At 72.1% G+C, this 15578-nt stretch carries 15 protein-coding genes, 1 pseudogene and 1 riboswitch; of the genes and pseudogenes, 7 read left to right on the forward strand and 9 right to left on the reverse strand.

The features are described 5' to 3' along the window. Nucleotides 1-45: 45 nt before the first annotated feature. From PV341_RS36050 to PV341_RS36065, 4 genes are all read left to right on the forward strand, one after another. Nucleotides 46-1062, forward strand: a complete 1017-nt coding sequence (locus PV341_RS36050) for an alcohol dehydrogenase catalytic domain-containing protein (RefSeq protein ID WP_500325225.1) — start codon at nucleotides 46-48, stop codon at nucleotides 1060-1062. A 79-nt stretch (nucleotides 1063-1141) separates the two neighbouring features. Continuing rightward, complete coding sequence (locus tag PV341_RS36055; protein ID WP_500325226.1) at nucleotides 1142-1735, forward strand: TetR/AcrR family transcriptional regulator; 594 nt, start codon at nucleotides 1142-1144, stop codon at nucleotides 1733-1735. 131 nt (nucleotides 1736-1866) lie between these two features. Then, on the forward strand, nucleotides 1867-2406 hold the full coding sequence (locus PV341_RS36060; RefSeq protein ID WP_500360022.1) for a hypothetical protein: 540 nt from the start codon (nucleotides 1867-1869) through the stop codon (nucleotides 2404-2406). Nucleotides 2407-2560: 154 nt separating this feature from the next. After that, nucleotides 2561-3388: a PhzF family phenazine biosynthesis protein gene (locus tag PV341_RS36065; RefSeq protein ID WP_500360024.1), complete on the forward strand. Its 828-nt coding sequence runs from the start codon at nucleotides 2561-2563 to the stop codon at nucleotides 3386-3388. A gap of 7 nt (nucleotides 3389-3395) precedes the next feature. On the opposite strand, the gene PV341_RS36070 is transcribed toward PV341_RS36065, so the two are convergent. Continuing rightward, the gene (locus tag PV341_RS36070) at nucleotides 3396-4223 is read right to left on the reverse strand and encodes a CPBP family intramembrane glutamic endopeptidase (protein ID WP_500360025.1); all 828 of its coding nucleotides are present in this window, start codon (nucleotides 4221-4223) and stop codon (nucleotides 3396-3398) included. A 34-nt stretch (nucleotides 4224-4257) separates the two neighbouring features. Next, nucleotides 4258-5754 carry a glutamate-cysteine ligase family protein gene (locus PV341_RS36075; RefSeq protein ID WP_500325234.1) on the reverse strand — a complete coding sequence of 499 codons (1497 nt, stop codon included), beginning with the start codon at nucleotides 5752-5754 and terminating at the stop codon, nucleotides 4258-4260. 558 nt (nucleotides 5755-6312) lie between these two features. On the opposite strand from PV341_RS36075, the gene PV341_RS36080 reads away from it, so the two are divergent. Both PV341_RS36080 and PV341_RS36085 read left to right on the forward strand, forming a co-directional pair. Continuing rightward, nucleotides 6313-6903 (forward strand): hypothetical protein, encoded by a 591-nt coding sequence (locus PV341_RS36080; protein WP_499510561.1) that lies wholly within the window; start codon nucleotides 6313-6315, stop codon nucleotides 6901-6903. A 249-nt stretch (nucleotides 6904-7152) separates the two neighbouring features. Then, nucleotides 7153-7359: a DUF5999 family protein gene (locus PV341_RS36085; RefSeq protein WP_319139728.1), complete on the forward strand. Its 207-nt coding sequence runs from the start codon at nucleotides 7153-7155 to the stop codon at nucleotides 7357-7359. 72 nt (nucleotides 7360-7431) lie between these two features. Here PV341_RS36085 and gcvP read toward each other — a convergent pair whose 3' ends face one another. Then, complete coding sequence (gcvP, locus tag PV341_RS36090) at nucleotides 7432-10320, reverse strand: aminomethyl-transferring glycine dehydrogenase (protein WP_500360026.1); 2889 nt, start codon at nucleotides 10318-10320, stop codon at nucleotides 7432-7434. Between the two features lie 155 nt (nucleotides 10321-10475). Further along, nucleotides 10476-10580: riboswitch (glycine riboswitch) on the reverse strand. 101 nt (nucleotides 10581-10681) lie between these two features. Between gcvP and PV341_RS36095 the strand changes: the two genes are divergently transcribed. Then, a complete protein-coding gene (locus PV341_RS36095) occupies nucleotides 10682-11062 on the forward strand; it encodes a PRC-barrel domain-containing protein (RefSeq protein WP_499510563.1) in 381 nt (126 codons plus the stop codon). Here the strand turns inward: PV341_RS36095 and PV341_RS36100 are convergent. The 6 genes and pseudogenes from PV341_RS36100 to PV341_RS36125 all read right to left on the reverse strand — a co-directional run. Then, on the reverse strand, nucleotides 10975-12429 hold the full coding sequence (locus PV341_RS36100) for a DNA polymerase IV (RefSeq protein WP_500360027.1): 1455 nt from the start codon (nucleotides 12427-12429) through the stop codon (nucleotides 10975-10977). The two genes, PV341_RS36095 and PV341_RS36100, sit on opposite strands and share 88 nt — an antisense overlap. A 93-nt stretch (nucleotides 12430-12522) precedes the next feature. Then, the gene (locus tag PV341_RS36105; protein ID WP_499510565.1) at nucleotides 12523-13146 is read right to left on the reverse strand and encodes a MerR family transcriptional regulator; all 624 of its coding nucleotides are present in this window, start codon (nucleotides 13144-13146) and stop codon (nucleotides 12523-12525) included. Nucleotides 13147-13337: 191 nt separating this feature from the next. Continuing rightward, nucleotides 13338-13811 carry a bifunctional nuclease family protein gene (locus PV341_RS36110; protein ID WP_018558705.1) on the reverse strand — a complete coding sequence of 158 codons (474 nt, stop codon included), beginning with the start codon at nucleotides 13809-13811 and terminating at the stop codon, nucleotides 13338-13340. 88 nt (nucleotides 13812-13899) lie between these two features. After that, a complete protein-coding gene (ftsR, locus tag PV341_RS36115; protein WP_499510566.1) occupies nucleotides 13900-14646 on the reverse strand; it encodes a transcriptional regulator FtsR in 747 nt (248 codons plus the stop codon). A gap of 19 nt (nucleotides 14647-14665) precedes the next feature. Then, complete coding sequence (locus PV341_RS36120) at nucleotides 14666-15112, reverse strand: FHA domain-containing protein (RefSeq protein ID WP_500325261.1); 447 nt, start codon at nucleotides 15110-15112, stop codon at nucleotides 14666-14668. A gap of 15 nt (nucleotides 15113-15127) precedes the next feature. Then, nucleotides 15128-15445 (reverse strand): annotated as a pseudogene (locus PV341_RS36125) (zinc ribbon domain-containing protein); the annotation flags it as partial. Nucleotides 15446-15578: the final 133 nt, after the last annotated feature.

Here is a 15578-nt window from a genome sequence, read left to right on the forward strand (position 1 = left end):
CCCCCGGCCACCCCCACCCCACCGGTCGACCCGTCGAGGAGAACCATGTCCACGTACCGCGCATTCGAGGTCACAGGCGCCCGCAACTTCGAACTCGTCACCCGCGAGGTCGTCGCCCCGCCCGCCGGGCACGTGCGGCTGAGGGTGGAGACCTGCGGCGTCTGCCACTCCGACGCGCTCGCCGTGGAGGGCCTGCGGGCCGACCCGTCGCAGCCGGTCGTCCCCGGCCACGAGGTCGTCGGCGTCATCGACGCCGTCGGCGAGGGCGTGAGCGCCTGGCGCGTCGGCGACCGGGTGGGCGTCGGCTTCCTGGGCGGTCACTGCGGCGAGTGCACGTCCTGCCGACGCGGGGACTTCGTCAACTGCACCGACCAGCCGCAGACCGGCACCACCACCGACGGCGGTTACGCCGAGGTCCTCGTCACCCGCAGCAGCGGCCTGGTCCGGGTGCCGGACGAGCTCTCCCCCACCCTCGCCGCCCCGCTGCTGTGCGCCGGACTCACGACCTTCAGCGCCCTGCGCCGGCTGGACGCCCGCCCCGGCGCGCTCGTCGCGGTCCAGGGCATCGGCGGCCTCGGCCACCTGGGCCTCCAGTACGCCGCCCGGCTCGGCTACCGCGTCGCGGCCATCGCCCGCGGCCAGGAGAAGGAGAAGCTCGCCCTCGAACTCGGCGCGAGCCACTACATCGACAGCGCGGCACAGGACCCCGGAGCCGAGCTGCGCAAGCTGGGCGGCGCGGACGCCATCGTCGCCACCGCGGCGAACGGCACGTCGATGACGCCGCTGGTTCCCGGACTCGCCCCGCGCGGGCACATGGTCGTGGTCGGCGTCTCCATGGACCCGGTCTCCGTCGCCACGACCGACCTCGTCCTCGGTTCGCGCACCATCAGCGGGAGCCTGACCGGCTCCGCGATCGAGAACGAGGACAACCTCGAGTTCAGCTCGCGCTCCGGCATCCGCCCGATGGTCGAGACGATGCCGCTGTCGCGGGCGCCCGAGGCCTACGAGCGCATGATGTCCGGCAAGGCCCGCTTCCGGGTGGTCCTGGACGCGGCGGCCTGACCCGGCGGGCCGTGCCCTGCCGGGTGTATTTTTGACAGATCAGAGACGACTGGCCATATTGCGGTGCGGAGGTGGCACCATGGCCCGGCAGAGCATGCGCGAGGCGATCGTCGACGCGGCGGTCGCACAGTTCCACGCGAAGGGGTACAACGCCGCAGGGGTGAAGGACATCACGGACGCGGCCGGCGTTCCGAAGGGGTCGTTCTACAACCACTTCGACAGCAAGGAGTCGCTGGCCCTCGTCGCGCTCGACCGCTACGGCGCGGGCCGGCGGACGCACGAACTGTCGGAACCCGGCACCGCGCCGCTGGCGCGGCTGCGCGCGCACTTCGAGTTCCTGCGCGACGAGACCGTGGACGCGGACTTCACCCGGGGCTGCATGATCGGCAACTTCGGCGCCGAGATCGCCGACCACAGCGAGACGATCCGCGCGGGGGTCCGTGCGTCCCTCGGCCAGTGGGCCTCGTCGATCTCCGGCGCGCTCGCCGAGGCACAGCAGGCCGGCGAGCTGCGGGCGGACCTCGACACGGAGCGGACGGCCCGGTTCATCCTCAACACCTGGGAGGGCACGCTGATCGCCGCGCGTTCCGGCCGCTCGGGCGAGGCCTTCGACGACTTCTTCGAAACGGTCTTCGGAACGCTGCTCGCACCGCCGCCGCCCCCGGCGGCATGACCGACCGGTGCCCGGACGCCCCACGGCGACCGGGCACCGCGCGGACGACCGATGTGCCGTCCAGCCCCTCGAGAGCACGGTCGCGCACCCGCAGCCCGTCGCCCTGCACCCGGTGCGGCCAGGTCACAATGGTGACCCCGCGCGACGTGGCCGGAGGGCGGACGACCATGGGCGTGATCGACACCGCGGCCAAGGAGGCCATGGTGGCCCGGTTCCTCCGCGACCATCCGGACGCGGGCGGGGACGGTGCGGCGCATCCCGCGCTGCGCGGCTGCGCCGAAGTGCCGTGGGCCGGCTTCCCCGGCTGCCCCGGCGGACTCCCGGCCGTCCTCCACGCGCTGCTCGACGAAAGTGCCGCCCCCGAGGCCGCGCGGGTGCTCACCAACGTCCTGATGGACGGTGTCGTGCGGATGGGCGCCGCGATGGCGGCCGCCCTGCCGTTCGTGATCCGTCTTGCCGCGGACCCGGAGGTCCCGGTGAGGTCCGCGCTGGTCGACCTCGTCGCCGTCGCGGCCGGGCTCGCCCGGCCGGTCGACCCGGGGAACGAGCGCGCGGTGCTCCTCCGGGGGCCGGACGGCGATCACCCGGAACGCGCGCAGTGCCGGGCCGTGCTCGACGCGCACGGCGCCCTGGTCCGCACGCTGCCCGGCGACGACGCTCCGCCCGCCTGACGGCGAACCCGGCCCGCACGGGCTTGGCGCCCCTCAAGTGGGCCGGGTCCGGTGCCGGTTGGGGCGCGGGAGCGACTGCGGCACCCATGGCTCGGGCCACAACCCCTCGATTGGCCCTGGCCGGTGGCGCCCGGGCCTCCGTACGCTCGCGGGCATGCGGATTCGTACCGTCGACGCCTTCACCGACCGCCCCTTCGCCGGCAATCCCGCGGGCGTCCTGCTGCTGGACGCCGACGCCTTCCCCGACGACGGCTGGCTCCAGCGGGTGGCCGCCGAGGTCAACCTCTCCGAGACCGCCTTCGCCCACCCCACGCCGGGCGCCCAGGACGCGGACTGGGCCCTGCGCTGGTTCACCCCCAAAGCCGAGGTGAACATGTGCGGGCACGCCACCCTCGCCACCGCGCACATCCTCCACAGCACGGGCGCCGCCCGCGGTCCGGTGCGGTTCGGCGCCCGCTGCGGCATCCTCACGACGACGGCCGACGACGACGGCACCATCACCATGGACTTCCCCGTAGCCCCGCTGACCTCGGTCGTCGTCACCGACGACATCGGCGCCGCGATCGGCGCCGACGTGCTGTCGGTGCACGAGACCGGCGACGACGTGGGCGACCTGCTGGTGGAGGTCGTCGACGAGAAGACCGTGCGGGCGCTCACCCCCGATGTCGCCGCCGTCGCCGCGCTGCCGTCCAAGCGCGGGCTCATCGTCACGGCCGCCGCCGAGTCCCCGGCGACGACCGGCTACGACTTCGTCTCGCGCGGCTTCTTCCCCGCCGTCGGCATCGACGAGGACCCGGTGACCGGCAGCGCCCACACCGCCCTGGCGCCGTTCTGGTCGCGGCGTCTGGGCCGCGACGAGCTCACCGGGTTGCAGGCCTCGGCGCGTTCGGGCCTGGTGCGGACGGTGCTGCGCGGTGACCGCGTGCGGCTCAGCGGCCGTGCCGTCACCGTGATCGACGGCGAGCTGCGCGCCCACCCGTAGAGGGGCCTCACGCGGTCGGCAGCCAGCCGACCTTCCCGGCGAGCAGCGCGTAGCCCACGAAGGCCACGATGTCGATCAGCGCGTGGGCCGCCACCAGCGGCCCCACCCGGCCCCAGCGCCGGTAGAGCAGGACGAAGACGACGCCCATCGCAATGTTCCCGATGAGCCCGCCGATGCCCTGGTAGAGGTGGTAGGAGCCGCGCAGCACGCTGCTGGCCACCAGCGCGCCGACCGGTGTCCAGCCCAACTGGCCCAGTCTGCGCAGCAGGTAGCCGACGACGACGACCTCCTCGAGCACCGCGTTCTGGACCGCGGAGGCGATCAGCACGGGGATCTTCCACCAGACGTCGGGCAGCGACTCCGGCACGACCGTCAGGTTGAACCCGGAGGCGCGCGCGCCCAGGTAGAACAGCAGCCCGGTGCCGCCGATGGCCGCGGCCACCGCGGCGCCGCGCAGCAGGTCGGTCCGCGGGCGGCGCAGGTCGAAGCCGATGGCCGGCATACCCGTGCCCTCGCGGGCCAGCAGGTGGGCGACGAGCGCGACCGGGACGAGCGCGGTGGCGACACCGAACAGCTGCCAGGCCAGGTCCAGCCACGGACGGCCCGGCGCCTGCGAGCCGACGAGGGTGGCCGCCTGGTCCTTGAGCCCGCCGGGCTTGGTCAGCGAACCGATGAAGCTGATCAGCGCCGCGAGCGCGCTCGCCCCGAGCGACAGCGCGAGCACCAGCAGGGTCTCGCTGCGCAGCGCGCGCGGGCCGAGCCGCTCCACCGACCCGGCCCCGGACCCGCCCGGCTCCGCCGCGTTCCTGTCCACAGATGCCTCCACCCGCGCCATCCTGCCTCATCGGCGGGGCGGCACGGGCGGCGGCTCAGCGTTCCAGGGGCCACTCGTGCACGGGGGCGCCGGTGTGCATCAGCTCGCAGTAGCGCAGGGTCATCGCGGCCAGCGCCCGCTGCCGGTCCAGTCCGCGGTCCAGCTCCTGGTGGAAGGCGACGGCCTGCCACTCGGCGCCGTTCGTGCGCTTGCGGCAGCGGCCCTCGATGATGCCGAGGTAGTGGTCCCGGTCCACCGGGTCGATGCCCCACGCGTCCAGTCCGGCGGCCGCCATCGGGAGCAGTTCGTCCAGGACGAGTTCGACGGCCCCGATCTCCACGAGGCCGTTGCCGCGTCCCGGCCGGGGCCAGGTGAACACCGCGTCGATGCCGTACCGGCACGCGGCGTCGAAGTTCGCCGCGGCGGCGGCGAACGGCAGCCTGCTCCACACCGGGCGCGACGCCTCGGCGAGGGAGCGGACGAGCCCGTAGTAGAAGGCGGTGTTGGCGAGCACGTCGGCGACGGTGGGCCCGGCGGGCATCACGCGGTTCTCCACCCGCAGGTGCGGCACGCCGTCGACGACCGCGTACACCGGGCGGTTCCACCGGTAGATCGTGCCGTTGTGCAGGGTGAGTTCCTTCAGCTGCGGCACCCCGCCCTCGTCGAGCACGTGCAGCGGGTCCTCGTCCTCACATATGGGCAGCAGGGAGGGGAAGTAGCGCACGTTCTCGGCGAAGAGGTCGTACGCGGAGTCGATCCAGCGCTCGCCGAACCAGGTCAGCGGGCGCACGCCCTGGGCCCGGTGCTCCTCGGGGCGGGTGTCGGTGGCCTGCTGGAACAGCGTGGGGCGGGTCTCCCGCCACAGCTCACGGCCGAACAAGAAAGGCGAGTTGGCGCCGAGCGCGACCTGTGGGCCGGCCACCACCTGCGCTGCGTTCCACACCGCGGCGAACCGCGCGGGGGTGACCTGCAGGTGCATCTGCATCGAGGTGCACGCGGCCTCCGGGGCGATCGAGCCGGAGACGCAGGTCAGCCGCTCCACCCCCGAGATGTCCAGGGTGATGTCCTCGCCGCGGGCGGCGAGGATGCGGTCGTTGAGCAGCATGTAGCGGTCGACGCGGGAGAGGTTGGCACCGACCAGGTCCTGCGCGCCGAGGGTGGGCAGGATTCCCACCATCACGATGCGGGCGCCGACCTCGCGGGCCTTTCCCTCGGCATATCCCAGGCCCATGCGCAACTCTTCTGCGAGCCGGTCCAGGACCCGGCCGGAAAGCCGATGCGGGGCGATGTTCACTTCAATGTTGAACTGTGCGAGCTCGGTCTGGAAATCACGGCTCGCGATGCGCTCGAGGACCTCCTCGTTCATCATCCGCGGCAGCCCGTCGCGGTCGGTGAGATTGAGTTCGATCTCCAGCCCCATCAGATTGCGGGGGCGGTCGAATCGCTTCTCCTCCAGCAGTCGCTCCAACCCCAGCAGGCACTGCTTCAGCTTCCTGCGGTAGCGCTGGCGGTCGGCCAGGTCGAACCCCGTGGCCGCGACCTTTTCCCCCATCGGAGGTCCTTCCTCGAGTGGGCCGTGATCACATCATGCCCAGCCCTGAGATCGATAAGGCCCCCGGCGCCTGCGCTGAGCCGCTAAGCTGGCCACGAGCACCGTCTCGCGGCACATTCCGCGGGCATGGACGGAATTCACATGCCGTCGGCGGCAGTGTCGTGAAAAACACCGATGAGATTCAGCCATCCGCAGTAACGCGGAAAGCGCAGTTCACGGCGTGGGCGACGGCGCAATTGGGGAGCTATTACCTGCCCAGGGTGACCTGGAAGCGCCTTGCCCGTAATATCACTGACGGCTAGATGAAACACTGCGCGAACACTCCTCGTATATCCTTCGTTCACAGGCAGAGCCTCCGCGACCCGCCGCGCGCCCGCGACGCATCCGGCCACGGGAAGGGATCCGCATGCCCACGCTGATTCCGTACGTCGCCGCCCCCGCGCGCCCCGCGGATCCGGGCTGTCCCGGCCTGCCGCCGCTTCGTCTGCTCCATCGCTGACAGTGCTGTCCGCGCCCCGCCGAACACCCCCCGTGTCTCCTCATGAGAGGCCGCCCACCATGCCGCTGCAGGTAGCCCCAGCCCCCGCTCCCGCCCTGCGGAGCGTTCTCGCCGCCCTGAGCTCCCCCACCGCCGTCCGTGAGGCCCGCACCCCCTCACTGCGCAACGCCACGGGGCCCCTGGTCGCCGAGCATCCGCTCCCCCTGCACGTCCTCGACCCCGTGATCACCGAACCGGGAGGACTGCCTCGGGCGCGACTGACCGGCTGGCGCTTCCACATCCGTACCGGCGACAAGGTGGCCGCCGCGGGCGAGACCGTGGACACCCCGGACGGCTGGGCGTTCTCGCACTTCTGCGAGGGCCCCTACCTGGCCTCCACCGAGCGCGCGCTGCGCCAGGCCGACGCGCTCACCACCCCCTACCAGCCGCACCTGCTCTCGGTACCGGGGCTCTACATGCTGACGCTGTGGCTGCACGGGGACGTCACAGCGGACGCGGGCACGGCCCAGCCGGCCCCTTCCGACCTGCTGATCCCGCTGGCGCCGGCCCCGCCGGGGATCGCCGCGCACCGCATGCACCGGCTCTCCGACCTGGTGCCGGTGCTCACCCTGCGGCTGGCTCCGCCACCCCTGCTCGGCACCACCGCCTGAGGCTCCCGGCTGGGGCGACCCGCACACGCCTCCGTGACCGTCCGGTCACGGAGGCGTTGCATTGTCCGGGCAACCGCCCGCGAGAGTGAATGCGTCCCCAACTAACGAGGACAGCTCACGCGAAATCCCTGCGGAAATCCCTCAGTAGAGCAACACTGGGACCGACCGACTGAACGGGGGAGCGGCATGACTGAGGTTCCTACCCAAGGCAGCCGTACTTCACACCACTCGCAGCGAAAGACGTCGTCCATGTGCCCGCACCAGCCGCATTGTCCGTCCGCCGGCAGCCCCGACCGCGAGGCCGCCCACATCATGGCCAGCCACCCCGAGCAGGGCTGGAGCCTGCTGTGCAACGGCGTCCTGCTCTTCGAGGACACCGGTGAGCTCCTCCCCGACGGGCAGATCATCGCCCCGCACCGCCCGCTCGGCAGCGAGCACATCGTCACGGCGGCCTGACCCGGGCCGGGAACGACACAGGGCCGACCCCGCTGGAGCAGCGGGGCCGACCCTTGAGCGCGTCAGGCGCCCTTACGCGTCGTACTCGTCCAGCGGGGGGCAGGAGCAGACCAGGTTGCGGTCGCCGAAGGCGCCGTCGATGCGGCGGACCGGCGGCCAGTACTTGTCCGCGGCCGACACGCCGGACGGGAAGACCGCCTCCTCACGGGAGTACGGGTGCTCCCAGTCGCCGCCCAGCGCCGCCGCCGTGTGCGGGGCGTTGCGCAGCGGGTTGTCCTGCGCGGGCCACTCCCCCGAGCCGACCCGCTCGATCTCGGCGCGGATCGCGATCATCGTGTCGCAGAAGCGGTCCAGCTCCGCGAGGTCCTCGCTCTCCGTCGGCTCGATCATCAGCGTCCCGGCCACCGGGAACGACATCGTCGGCGCGTGGAAGCCGTAGTCGATCAGGCGCTTGGCGACGTCGTCGACCGTCACGCCCGTCTCCTTGGTCAGCGGGCGCAGGTCGATGATGCACTCGTGCGCGACGAGACCGCCGGGACCCGTGTAGAGCACCGGGAAGTGCGGCTCCAGGCGCTTGGCCACGTAGTTCGCGCTGAGCACCGCCACCTGGGTGGCGCGCTTGAGGCCCTCGCCGCCCATGAGCCGTACGTACGCCCAGGAGATCGGCAGGATGCCGGCCGAGCCCCAGGGGGCGGCCGAGATCGGGCCGACGCCCGTCTCCGGGCCGGCGGACGGCTGGAGCGGGTGGTTCGGCAGGTACGGGGCGAGGTGGGCGCGGACCGCGACCGGACCGACGCCGGGGCCGCCGCCGCCGTGCGGGATGCAGAAGGTCTTGTGCAGGTTCAGGTGCGACACGTCGCCGCCGAAGTGGCCGGGCTTCGCCAGGCCCACCAGGGCGTTGAGGTTCGCGCCGTCCACGTAGACCTGGCCGCCCGCGTCGTGCACCGCGGCGCAGATGTCGCCGATGTGCTCCTCGAAGACGCCGTGCGTGGAGGGGTAGGTGACCATGAGCACGGCGAGCTCGTCGCGGTACTGCTCGATCTTGGCGCGCAGGTCCTCGACGTCGACCTCGCCGTCGCCCGCGGTCTTCACGACGACGACCCTCATACCGGCCATCACGGCGCTGGCGGCGTTGGTGCCGTGCGCGGAGGACGGGATGAGGCACACGGTGCGCTGGGCGTCACCGTTGGCGCGGTGGTACGCGCGGACGGCCAGCAGGCCGGCGAGCTCACCCTGGGAGCCGGCGTTCGGCTGGAGGCTGACCTTGTCGTAGCCGGTGACCTCGGCGAGGCGCTCCTCCAGCTCACGGATGAGCGTCAGGTAGCCCTCGGCCTGGTCGGCGGGCGCGAAGGGGTGGAGCGCGCCGAACTCGGGCCAGGTGACCGGCTCCATCTCGGTGGTCGCGTTGAGCTTCATGGTGCAGGAGCCCAGCGGGATCATGCCGCGGTCCAGGGCGTAGTCGCGGTCGGCGAGGCGGCGCAGGTAGCGCAGCATCGCGGTCTCGGAGCGGTGCTGGTGGAAGACCGGGTGGGTCAGGTAGTCCACGCCGCGGGTCAGACCGGCGGGCAGCGCGTCCCCGGTGGTCGCGTCCAGGGCCTCGACGTCGGCGCCGGTGACGCGGAAGGCGTCCCAGACCGCGGCGAGGTCGGCGCGGCCGGTGGTCTCGTCGCAGGCGATGCCGACCAGGTCGGCGTCGACCTGGCGCAGGTTCACGCCGGCCTCGCGGGCGGCGGCCACGACCTCGGCGGCACGGCCGGGCACGCGGGCGGTGACGGTGTCGAAGAAGGCTTCGGTGGTCACCTCGACACCGCCGGCGCGCAGGCCCGCGGCGAGGACCGAGGCGTAGCGGTGGGTGCGGCGGGCGATCTGCGCCAGGCCCTCCGGGCCGTGGTAGACCGCGTACATGCCGGCCATGACGGCGAGCAGCACCTGCGCGGTGCAGATGTTGCTGGTGGCCTTCTCGCGGCGGATGTGCTGCTCACGGGTCTGCAGGGCCAGACGGTAGGCCCTGTCGCCGTCGGCGTCGACGGAGACGCCGACAAGGCGGCCCGGGAGGCTGCGGGCGTACGCGTCACGGACGGCCATGTAACCGGCGTGCGGGCCGCCGAAGCCCATGGGCACACCGAAGCGCTGGGTGGTGCCGACCGCGATGTCCGCGCCGAGCTCGCCAGGGGAGGTGAGAACGGTCAGGGCCAGCAGGTCGGCGGCGACGGTGACGATCGCGCCGAGCCCGTGCGCCTGCTCCACGAGCGGCTTGAGGTCGCGCACGGCACCGGAGGCCCCCGGGTACTGCAGCAGCACGCCGAAGACGCCGCGCTCGGCGATCTCCGCCGGGATGCCCTCGCTGAGGTCGGCGACGACGACCTCGACGCCGGTCGGCTCGGCGCGGGTCTCGATCACGGCGACGGTCTGCGGGAAGGTGTCGGCGTCGATCAGGAAGACGCCGTCCTTGACCTTGCCGACCCGGCGGGCCAGGGCCATGGCCTCGGCGGCCGCGGTGCTCTCGTCGAGCAGCGAGGCGCCGGAGGTGGACAGCCCGGTGAGGTCCGCGACGACCGTCTGGAAGTTCAGCAGGGCCTCCAGGCGGCCCTGGGAGATCTCCGGCTGGTAGGGCGTGTACGCCGTGTACCAGGCGGGGTTCTCCATGACGTTGCGCAGGATGACCGGCGGGGTGAAGGTGCCGTAGTAGCCGAGGCCGATCATGGGGCGCAGCACCTGGTTGCGGTCGGCGAGCGAGCGCAGCTCGGCGAGGACCTCGGGCTCGGTGCGGGCGTCGGACAGACCGAGCGCCTCGGCGCTCTTGATGGTGTCCGGCACGGCGGCGGCGGTCAGCTCGTCCAGCGAGCCGTAGCCGACCTGCGCGAGCATCTTGGCCTGCGCACCGGCGTCGGGCCCGATGTGGCGCTGCTCGAAGGGGATGCCGCGCTCCAGCTCGGAGAGTGGGATGCGGTTGGCGGTCATCTGCGGAGGCCTCCTGGTCTGACGCGACACGGCCTCCCCCTCTGTCATCTGAACCTGAGAGCTTCACCGTCCCGCAGGTGCCGGGACGGCTTTCACCGTCGGTGAGGAAGCGGCCGCGCACGCGGTGTGCCGCCCTTCCTGCTTTCCAGAGTGACCTCACCCATGCGGTACGGATGCCTGAGAGATTCCGGGGAGGGTTTGCTCCTTCGGCGCCCGGCGGACGGTTCCCCGCGTCGCCAGGACTCTCCCGCAAGGGGTCAGCAGCCGCTGTCAGCGTACCAGCGCGGTCCGGGGACGGGTCATGTGACAGCCGCCACCTTTCGTGCCTAAATAGGATTAATCGCGACCAGTTGGAGGGACCGTGCAGACCGGTATCGATCCGCGCAGCCTCATCGGGCGCAGGGCCTTCGACCGCAACGGGATGAAGATCGGCACGGTCGACGAGGTGTACCTCGACGACGCCACCGGAGAGCCCGAATGGGCCGCGGTGCGCACCGGCCTGTTCAGCCGCGACGCCTTCGTGCCGCTGGAACCGAGCGAGTTCACCGGGGAGGAGCTGCGCGTGCCGTTCGACAAGGCACTGATCAAGGACGCCCCGGACTTCGGCGTGGGCCGGCACCTCTCCCCCGAGCAGGAGCTGCAGCTCTACCACCACTACGGCATGAGCGGGCCTTCGCTGTCCGGCCCGGTGCCGGAGCCCCCGCCGGACCACGACTTCGGCAAGCTGGCCGGCGACGCCTGACGCGGGAGCCCCCGCAGGCCCGGTAACACCAGCGGGAGCGGTTCGGATGGCTCGAGTTCCGGGTCGGTCACCGCGAAGGTGCGCACCCGCCCCGGCACCGGCGAGCCCGGCTCCTCGAAGCGGACGGTGACCCTCCCGACCCCGCTGCCCTGTACCCACCCCGCGCCGTGCTCGGTGTGCCGCACGTCCTGGCCCGGCACCCAGCGCCGCTCCGCCGGCTCCGGCTCCGGGGCTTCCTCCACGGGCCGCCCGTCAGCCCCCTCGGACGGGGCGGACTCCTCGCCCGCCGCCTCCTCCTCCCGTTCGGCCGCCTGGGCGAACAGGTCCTCCTGCGTGAAGTCCGCGAGCCCCGCGACACCGACCCCGAGCAGGCGTACGCCGCCGGTGATCTCGACGGCCTCCAGCAACCGCGCCGCGGTCTCCCGCACCACCGCGAGGTCGTCGGTCGGGGCGCGCAGGGTCTCCGATCGGGTCAGCGTCGTGAAGTCGTACCGCCGCACCTTCAGCACCACCGTGCGGCCCGAGCGGCCCGCCGTGCGCAGCCTGCGCACGCAGCGGTCGGCCAGCCGGTCCACCTCGAGCCGGACCCGGACGCGGTCGGTGAGGTCGACGTCGAAGGTGTCCTCGACCGAGACCGACTTGCTCTCGCGGTCGGCGACCACGGGCCGCTCGTCGATCCCCAGGGCCATCCCGTGCACATGGGCGCCGTGCGCCTTGCCGAGCAGCCGCACCAGCTCGGCCTCCCCCGCCTCCACGACCTCGCCGACCGTGAGGATGCCGGCCCGCCTCAGGTGCTCCGCCGTCGCGGGCCCGACGCCCGGCAGCGTACGCACCTGCATGGGGGCCAGCAGCTCGCGCTCGGTGCCGGGCTCGATGACGACCAGCCCGTCGGGCTTGGCCTGCTCCGAGGCGATCTTGGCGAGCAGCTTGGAGCCCGCGAGCCCCACCGAGCCGGTGACCCCGGTGGCCGCCCGGATGTCCGCCCGCAGCCGCTCCCCCACCGCGCGCGGGTCGTCCGCGATCCCGCCCGCCTCCAGGTCCACGAAGGCCTCGTCGAGGCTGAGCGGCTCGACCAGCGGCGACAGCCGTGACAGCAGTTCCATGACGATGTCGCTGATCTGCCGGTAGACGGCGAAGCGCGGCACGAGGTACGCCGCGTTCGGGCACAGCCGACGCGCGTGGGCCATCGCCATGGCCGAGTGCACCCCGTGTACCCGGGCCTCGTACGAGGCGGTCGCGACCACCCCGCGCGGCCCGAGACCCCCCACGACGACCGGCTTCCCCCGCAGACTCGGCTTCGCGGCCTGCTCGACGGCGGCGAAGAACGCGTCCATGTCCAGGTGGAGGATGGTCGGCGCGCTTCTCACAGTCACCGATGGTGCCCCACGGGTCCGACATCCGCCGTACGCCTGTACGGCGGACGGGTGGGCCGCGGTCCGATCCGCGCGGTTCGGCCCGGTTCAGCCAGCGCGGTTGCGGCGCCGCGCCAGCTCGTCGCCCGGATTGTGGCCGACCACGGTCTCCCCGGTGTCGACGCGCTCGGAGTGCAGCTGCGACAGGGCGCCCTCGACGTCCCGCCACACCACGCCCACGGCGATCCCGAAGATCCCCTGACCGCCCTGGAGGAGGTCGACGACCTCGTCCGGGGAGGTGCACTCGTACACCGTCGCGCCGTCGCTCATCAGCGTCATGCGGGTGAGTTCGGCTGGCGCGCTCGACCGCAGGTGCTGCACGGCGGTGCGGATGTTCTGCAGGGACACCCCCGTGTCGAGGAGCCGCTTGACGATCTTGAGGACCACGACGTCCCGGAAGCTGTACAGCCGCTGCGTCCCCGAGCCGTACGCGGGGCGGATGCTGGGCTCCACGAGCCCGGTACGCGCCCAGTAGTCCAGCTGGCGATACGTGATGCCGGTCGCCGCGCAGGCGGTGGGCCCGCGGTAGCCGACCCGTTCACCGGCCCCCTCCGGCTGCTGTCCCGAGGTGTCGCCCGAACCCCCTCCGGGGGGCGTCGCGGCGTTGCGGGCCAAGGCCCCGCGCATCGGATACGGGCCGCCAAAGGCCGTACCGTCGCCGGTGCTTCTCACGCCGACCTCCCGTCCCTTCGCACCCCTCAGGGCACGCGCACGTGCCATCGGGACTTTCCTCCTCGACGGTAGGCAGTCACTCCGGGTGCGTCAACGATCGCCACGCTCGGCACGCCGAGTGATATCAACCCCAGAGGTGGTTTCCCGTGTCCATGGTGGGGGTAGGGCTGGACGAATGGCCTTCGCGGGCCCTATTGACTGCTGGTTCCGAAGTCCTCCGGCGAGATCTGGTCGAGGAACTCGCGGAACTTCTCGACCTCGTCCTCCTGCTCGTCGGGAATGGCGATGCCGGCGTCGTCCAGCACCCCGTCGCTACCGTAGATGGGGGTTCCGGTGCGCAGCGCGAGCGCTATGGCATCCGAGGGACGGGCGCTCACCTCGACGCCACTGGCGAACACCAGCTCGGCGTAGAAGACGCCGTCGCGCAGGTCGGTGATCCGGACCTCGGTCAGCGTCTGACCGACGGCCTCGAGCACGTCCTTGAACAGATCATGGGTCAGCGGCCGCGCGGGCGTCATGCCCTGCTGCGCGAAAGCGATGGCGGTGGCCTCCCCCGGCCCGATCCAGATGGGCAGGTAGCGGTCGCCTCCCACTTCCCGCAGGAGCACAATCGGCTGGTTGGAGGGCATTTCGACCCGGACACCCACGACGTCGAGCTCGTTCACACAGCAACCCTAGGCCGTGCCCGGCAGGTTTGGGTAGTCGGGACGAGCCCGGCCGGTCACCGACCGGGCGTGTCCTGGCCAATGTCGCTCAGAAGAGCCGCACCCTCAGCGCGGACTGCACCAGCGCCGCGTGCAGCCGCACGGACAGCGCCGCCAGCTCCCGCGCGGTGGCCTCCGCGTGCGTCCTGGTCTGCGGATTGCGGTGCCTGCGCAGGGGCGCGACCACCTGCTCCACCAGACCGGCCTCACGATCGGCGGCCGCCTTGACCGCCCGCAGATGGCGCGGTTCGAGCCCGAAGCGGCCCAGATCGGCCACGATCTTGGCGATGTTCACCGTTTCGGCGTCGTAGTCACCGTCAGGACCGGCCTCCACCAGTCCGTACGCCTCCCACTGGGCGAGCTCGCCCGCTTCGGCCCCCGTGGCGGCCAGCAGTTCGTCCCTGCCGATGCGCAGCGCCGCGGGTGCCTCCCGCTCCACCGCGCCGACCTCGATCAGCTCCCGGGACTCCCCGGAGGACGGGACGGGCAGCGGCAGCGGCTCGCCGCGGTCGAGGGCGTCGAGGTGCTCGCGGATCACTTTCAGCGGAAGATAGTGGTCCCGCTGCATGCGCAGCACGTGCCCGAGCCGTTCCACGTCCCGGACGGTGAACTTCCGGTACCCGGAGGGCGTGCGTTGCGGCTCCACCAGCCCCTCCGCCTCCAGGAAGCGGATCTTGGAGATGGTGACCTCGGGGAACTCCTCCCGCAACTCGTTGAGCACCGCGCCGATGCTCAGCAGCCGGTCGTCCGCGGTGGCGGTGCCGTTGCCGGCACCGCCCGACGGTGTACGAAGCATGAACCTTCCCTCGCGGGGGTCAGGCGCCCCACTGGCTCGCGTAGAAGACCAGTCGGTACTTGCCGATCTGCACCTCGTCGCCACTGGACAGGGTCACCGAGTCGATCCGCTCGCGGTTGACGTAGGTGCCGTTGAGGCTGCCGACGTCGGAGACCGTGAAGGAACCGTCCTGAGCGCGCCGGAACTCCACGTGACGCCGCGAGACGGTGACGTCGTCCAGGAAGATGTCGCTCTCCGGGTGACGGCCGGCCGTCGTCAGTTCGCCGTCCAGGAGGAAGCGGCTCCCCGAGTTGGGACCACGGCGTACCACCAGCAGCGCGGAGCCCGGCGGCAGCGCGTCGACCGCGGCCTGGGCCTCCGGGGACAGCGCCGGCAGCACGGTCTGTCCCGTCGCCTCGGCCTCGTACGCCTCGATCCCGGAGATGGAGATCGTGGACGTGGTCTCGGAGGCACGCTCGGACGGCACCGCGGCACGCAGCGGCGCGCCACAGTTGGAGCAGAAGCGGCTCGCTTCCGCGTTCTGGAACCCGCACCGCGTACAGACCGGCAAGGACCCTCCACCCGTGCTAGAGGCTGATGGTTGCTGGAAACCTATGCGCCCCGCAGCCGCAGGGTCAACAGACACCGCACCATGAGCGCCCGAAATGTCACCGCCCGGAGCAGCGGTCCCGTCACGGAACAGCGGGCGCTCCTCGCCCGGTCCCTCATCCTGCGCGTGCCGCGGGGCGCGGTGACGCGCCGTGGGGCTGTCACCAGCCTGACGCGAACTCTTGCCGAACCACTTACCGAACAACTTCACGGGCGATTCCCCTTGAACGACACAGACCCGCCCGTGGGGCAGGACGAACCCTCAGTCACGACCGACACATAGTTTCCCTCACGCACCACCCCAGCGGTGCGGCGACCCCCCGCATTCTCCTGCCCTCCCCCGC

Source organism: Streptomyces sp. PA03-1a, from assembly GCF_033792805.1.
Lineage (GTDB): Bacteria > Actinomycetota > Actinomycetes > Streptomycetales > Streptomycetaceae > Actinacidiphila.

Excerpts from the sequence above, each read along its gene's own strand:
- PV341_RS36050 (WP_500325225.1), top strand. The coding sequence starts at position 46 with ATGTCCACGTACCGCGCATTCGAGGTCACAGGCGCCCGCAACTTCGAA.
- PV341_RS36055 (WP_500325226.1), top strand. The coding sequence starts at position 1,142 with ATGGCCCGGCAGAGCATGCGCGAGGCGATCGTCGACGCGGCGGTCGCA.
- PV341_RS36065 (WP_500360024.1), top strand. The coding sequence starts at position 2,561 with ATGCGGATTCGTACCGTCGACGCCTTCACCGACCGCCCCTTCGCCGGC.
- PV341_RS36070 (WP_500360025.1), bottom strand. The coding sequence starts at position 4,223 with ATGGCGCGGGTGGAGGCATCTGTGGACAGGAACGCGGCGGAGCCGGGC.
- PV341_RS36075 (WP_500325234.1), bottom strand. The coding sequence starts at position 5,754 with ATGGGGGAAAAGGTCGCGGCCACGGGGTTCGACCTGGCCGACCGCCAG.
- PV341_RS36080 (WP_499510561.1), top strand. The coding sequence starts at position 6,313 with ATGCCGCTGCAGGTAGCCCCAGCCCCCGCTCCCGCCCTGCGGAGCGTT.
- PV341_RS36085 (WP_319139728.1), top strand. The coding sequence starts at position 7,153 with ATGTGCCCGCACCAGCCGCATTGTCCGTCCGCCGGCAGCCCCGACCGC.
- gcvP (WP_500360026.1), bottom strand. The coding sequence starts at position 10,320 with ATGACCGCCAACCGCATCCCACTCTCCGAGCTGGAGCGCGGCATCCCC.
- ftsR (WP_499510566.1), bottom strand. The coding sequence starts at position 14,646 with ATGCTTCGTACACCGTCGGGCGGTGCCGGCAACGGCACCGCCACCGCG.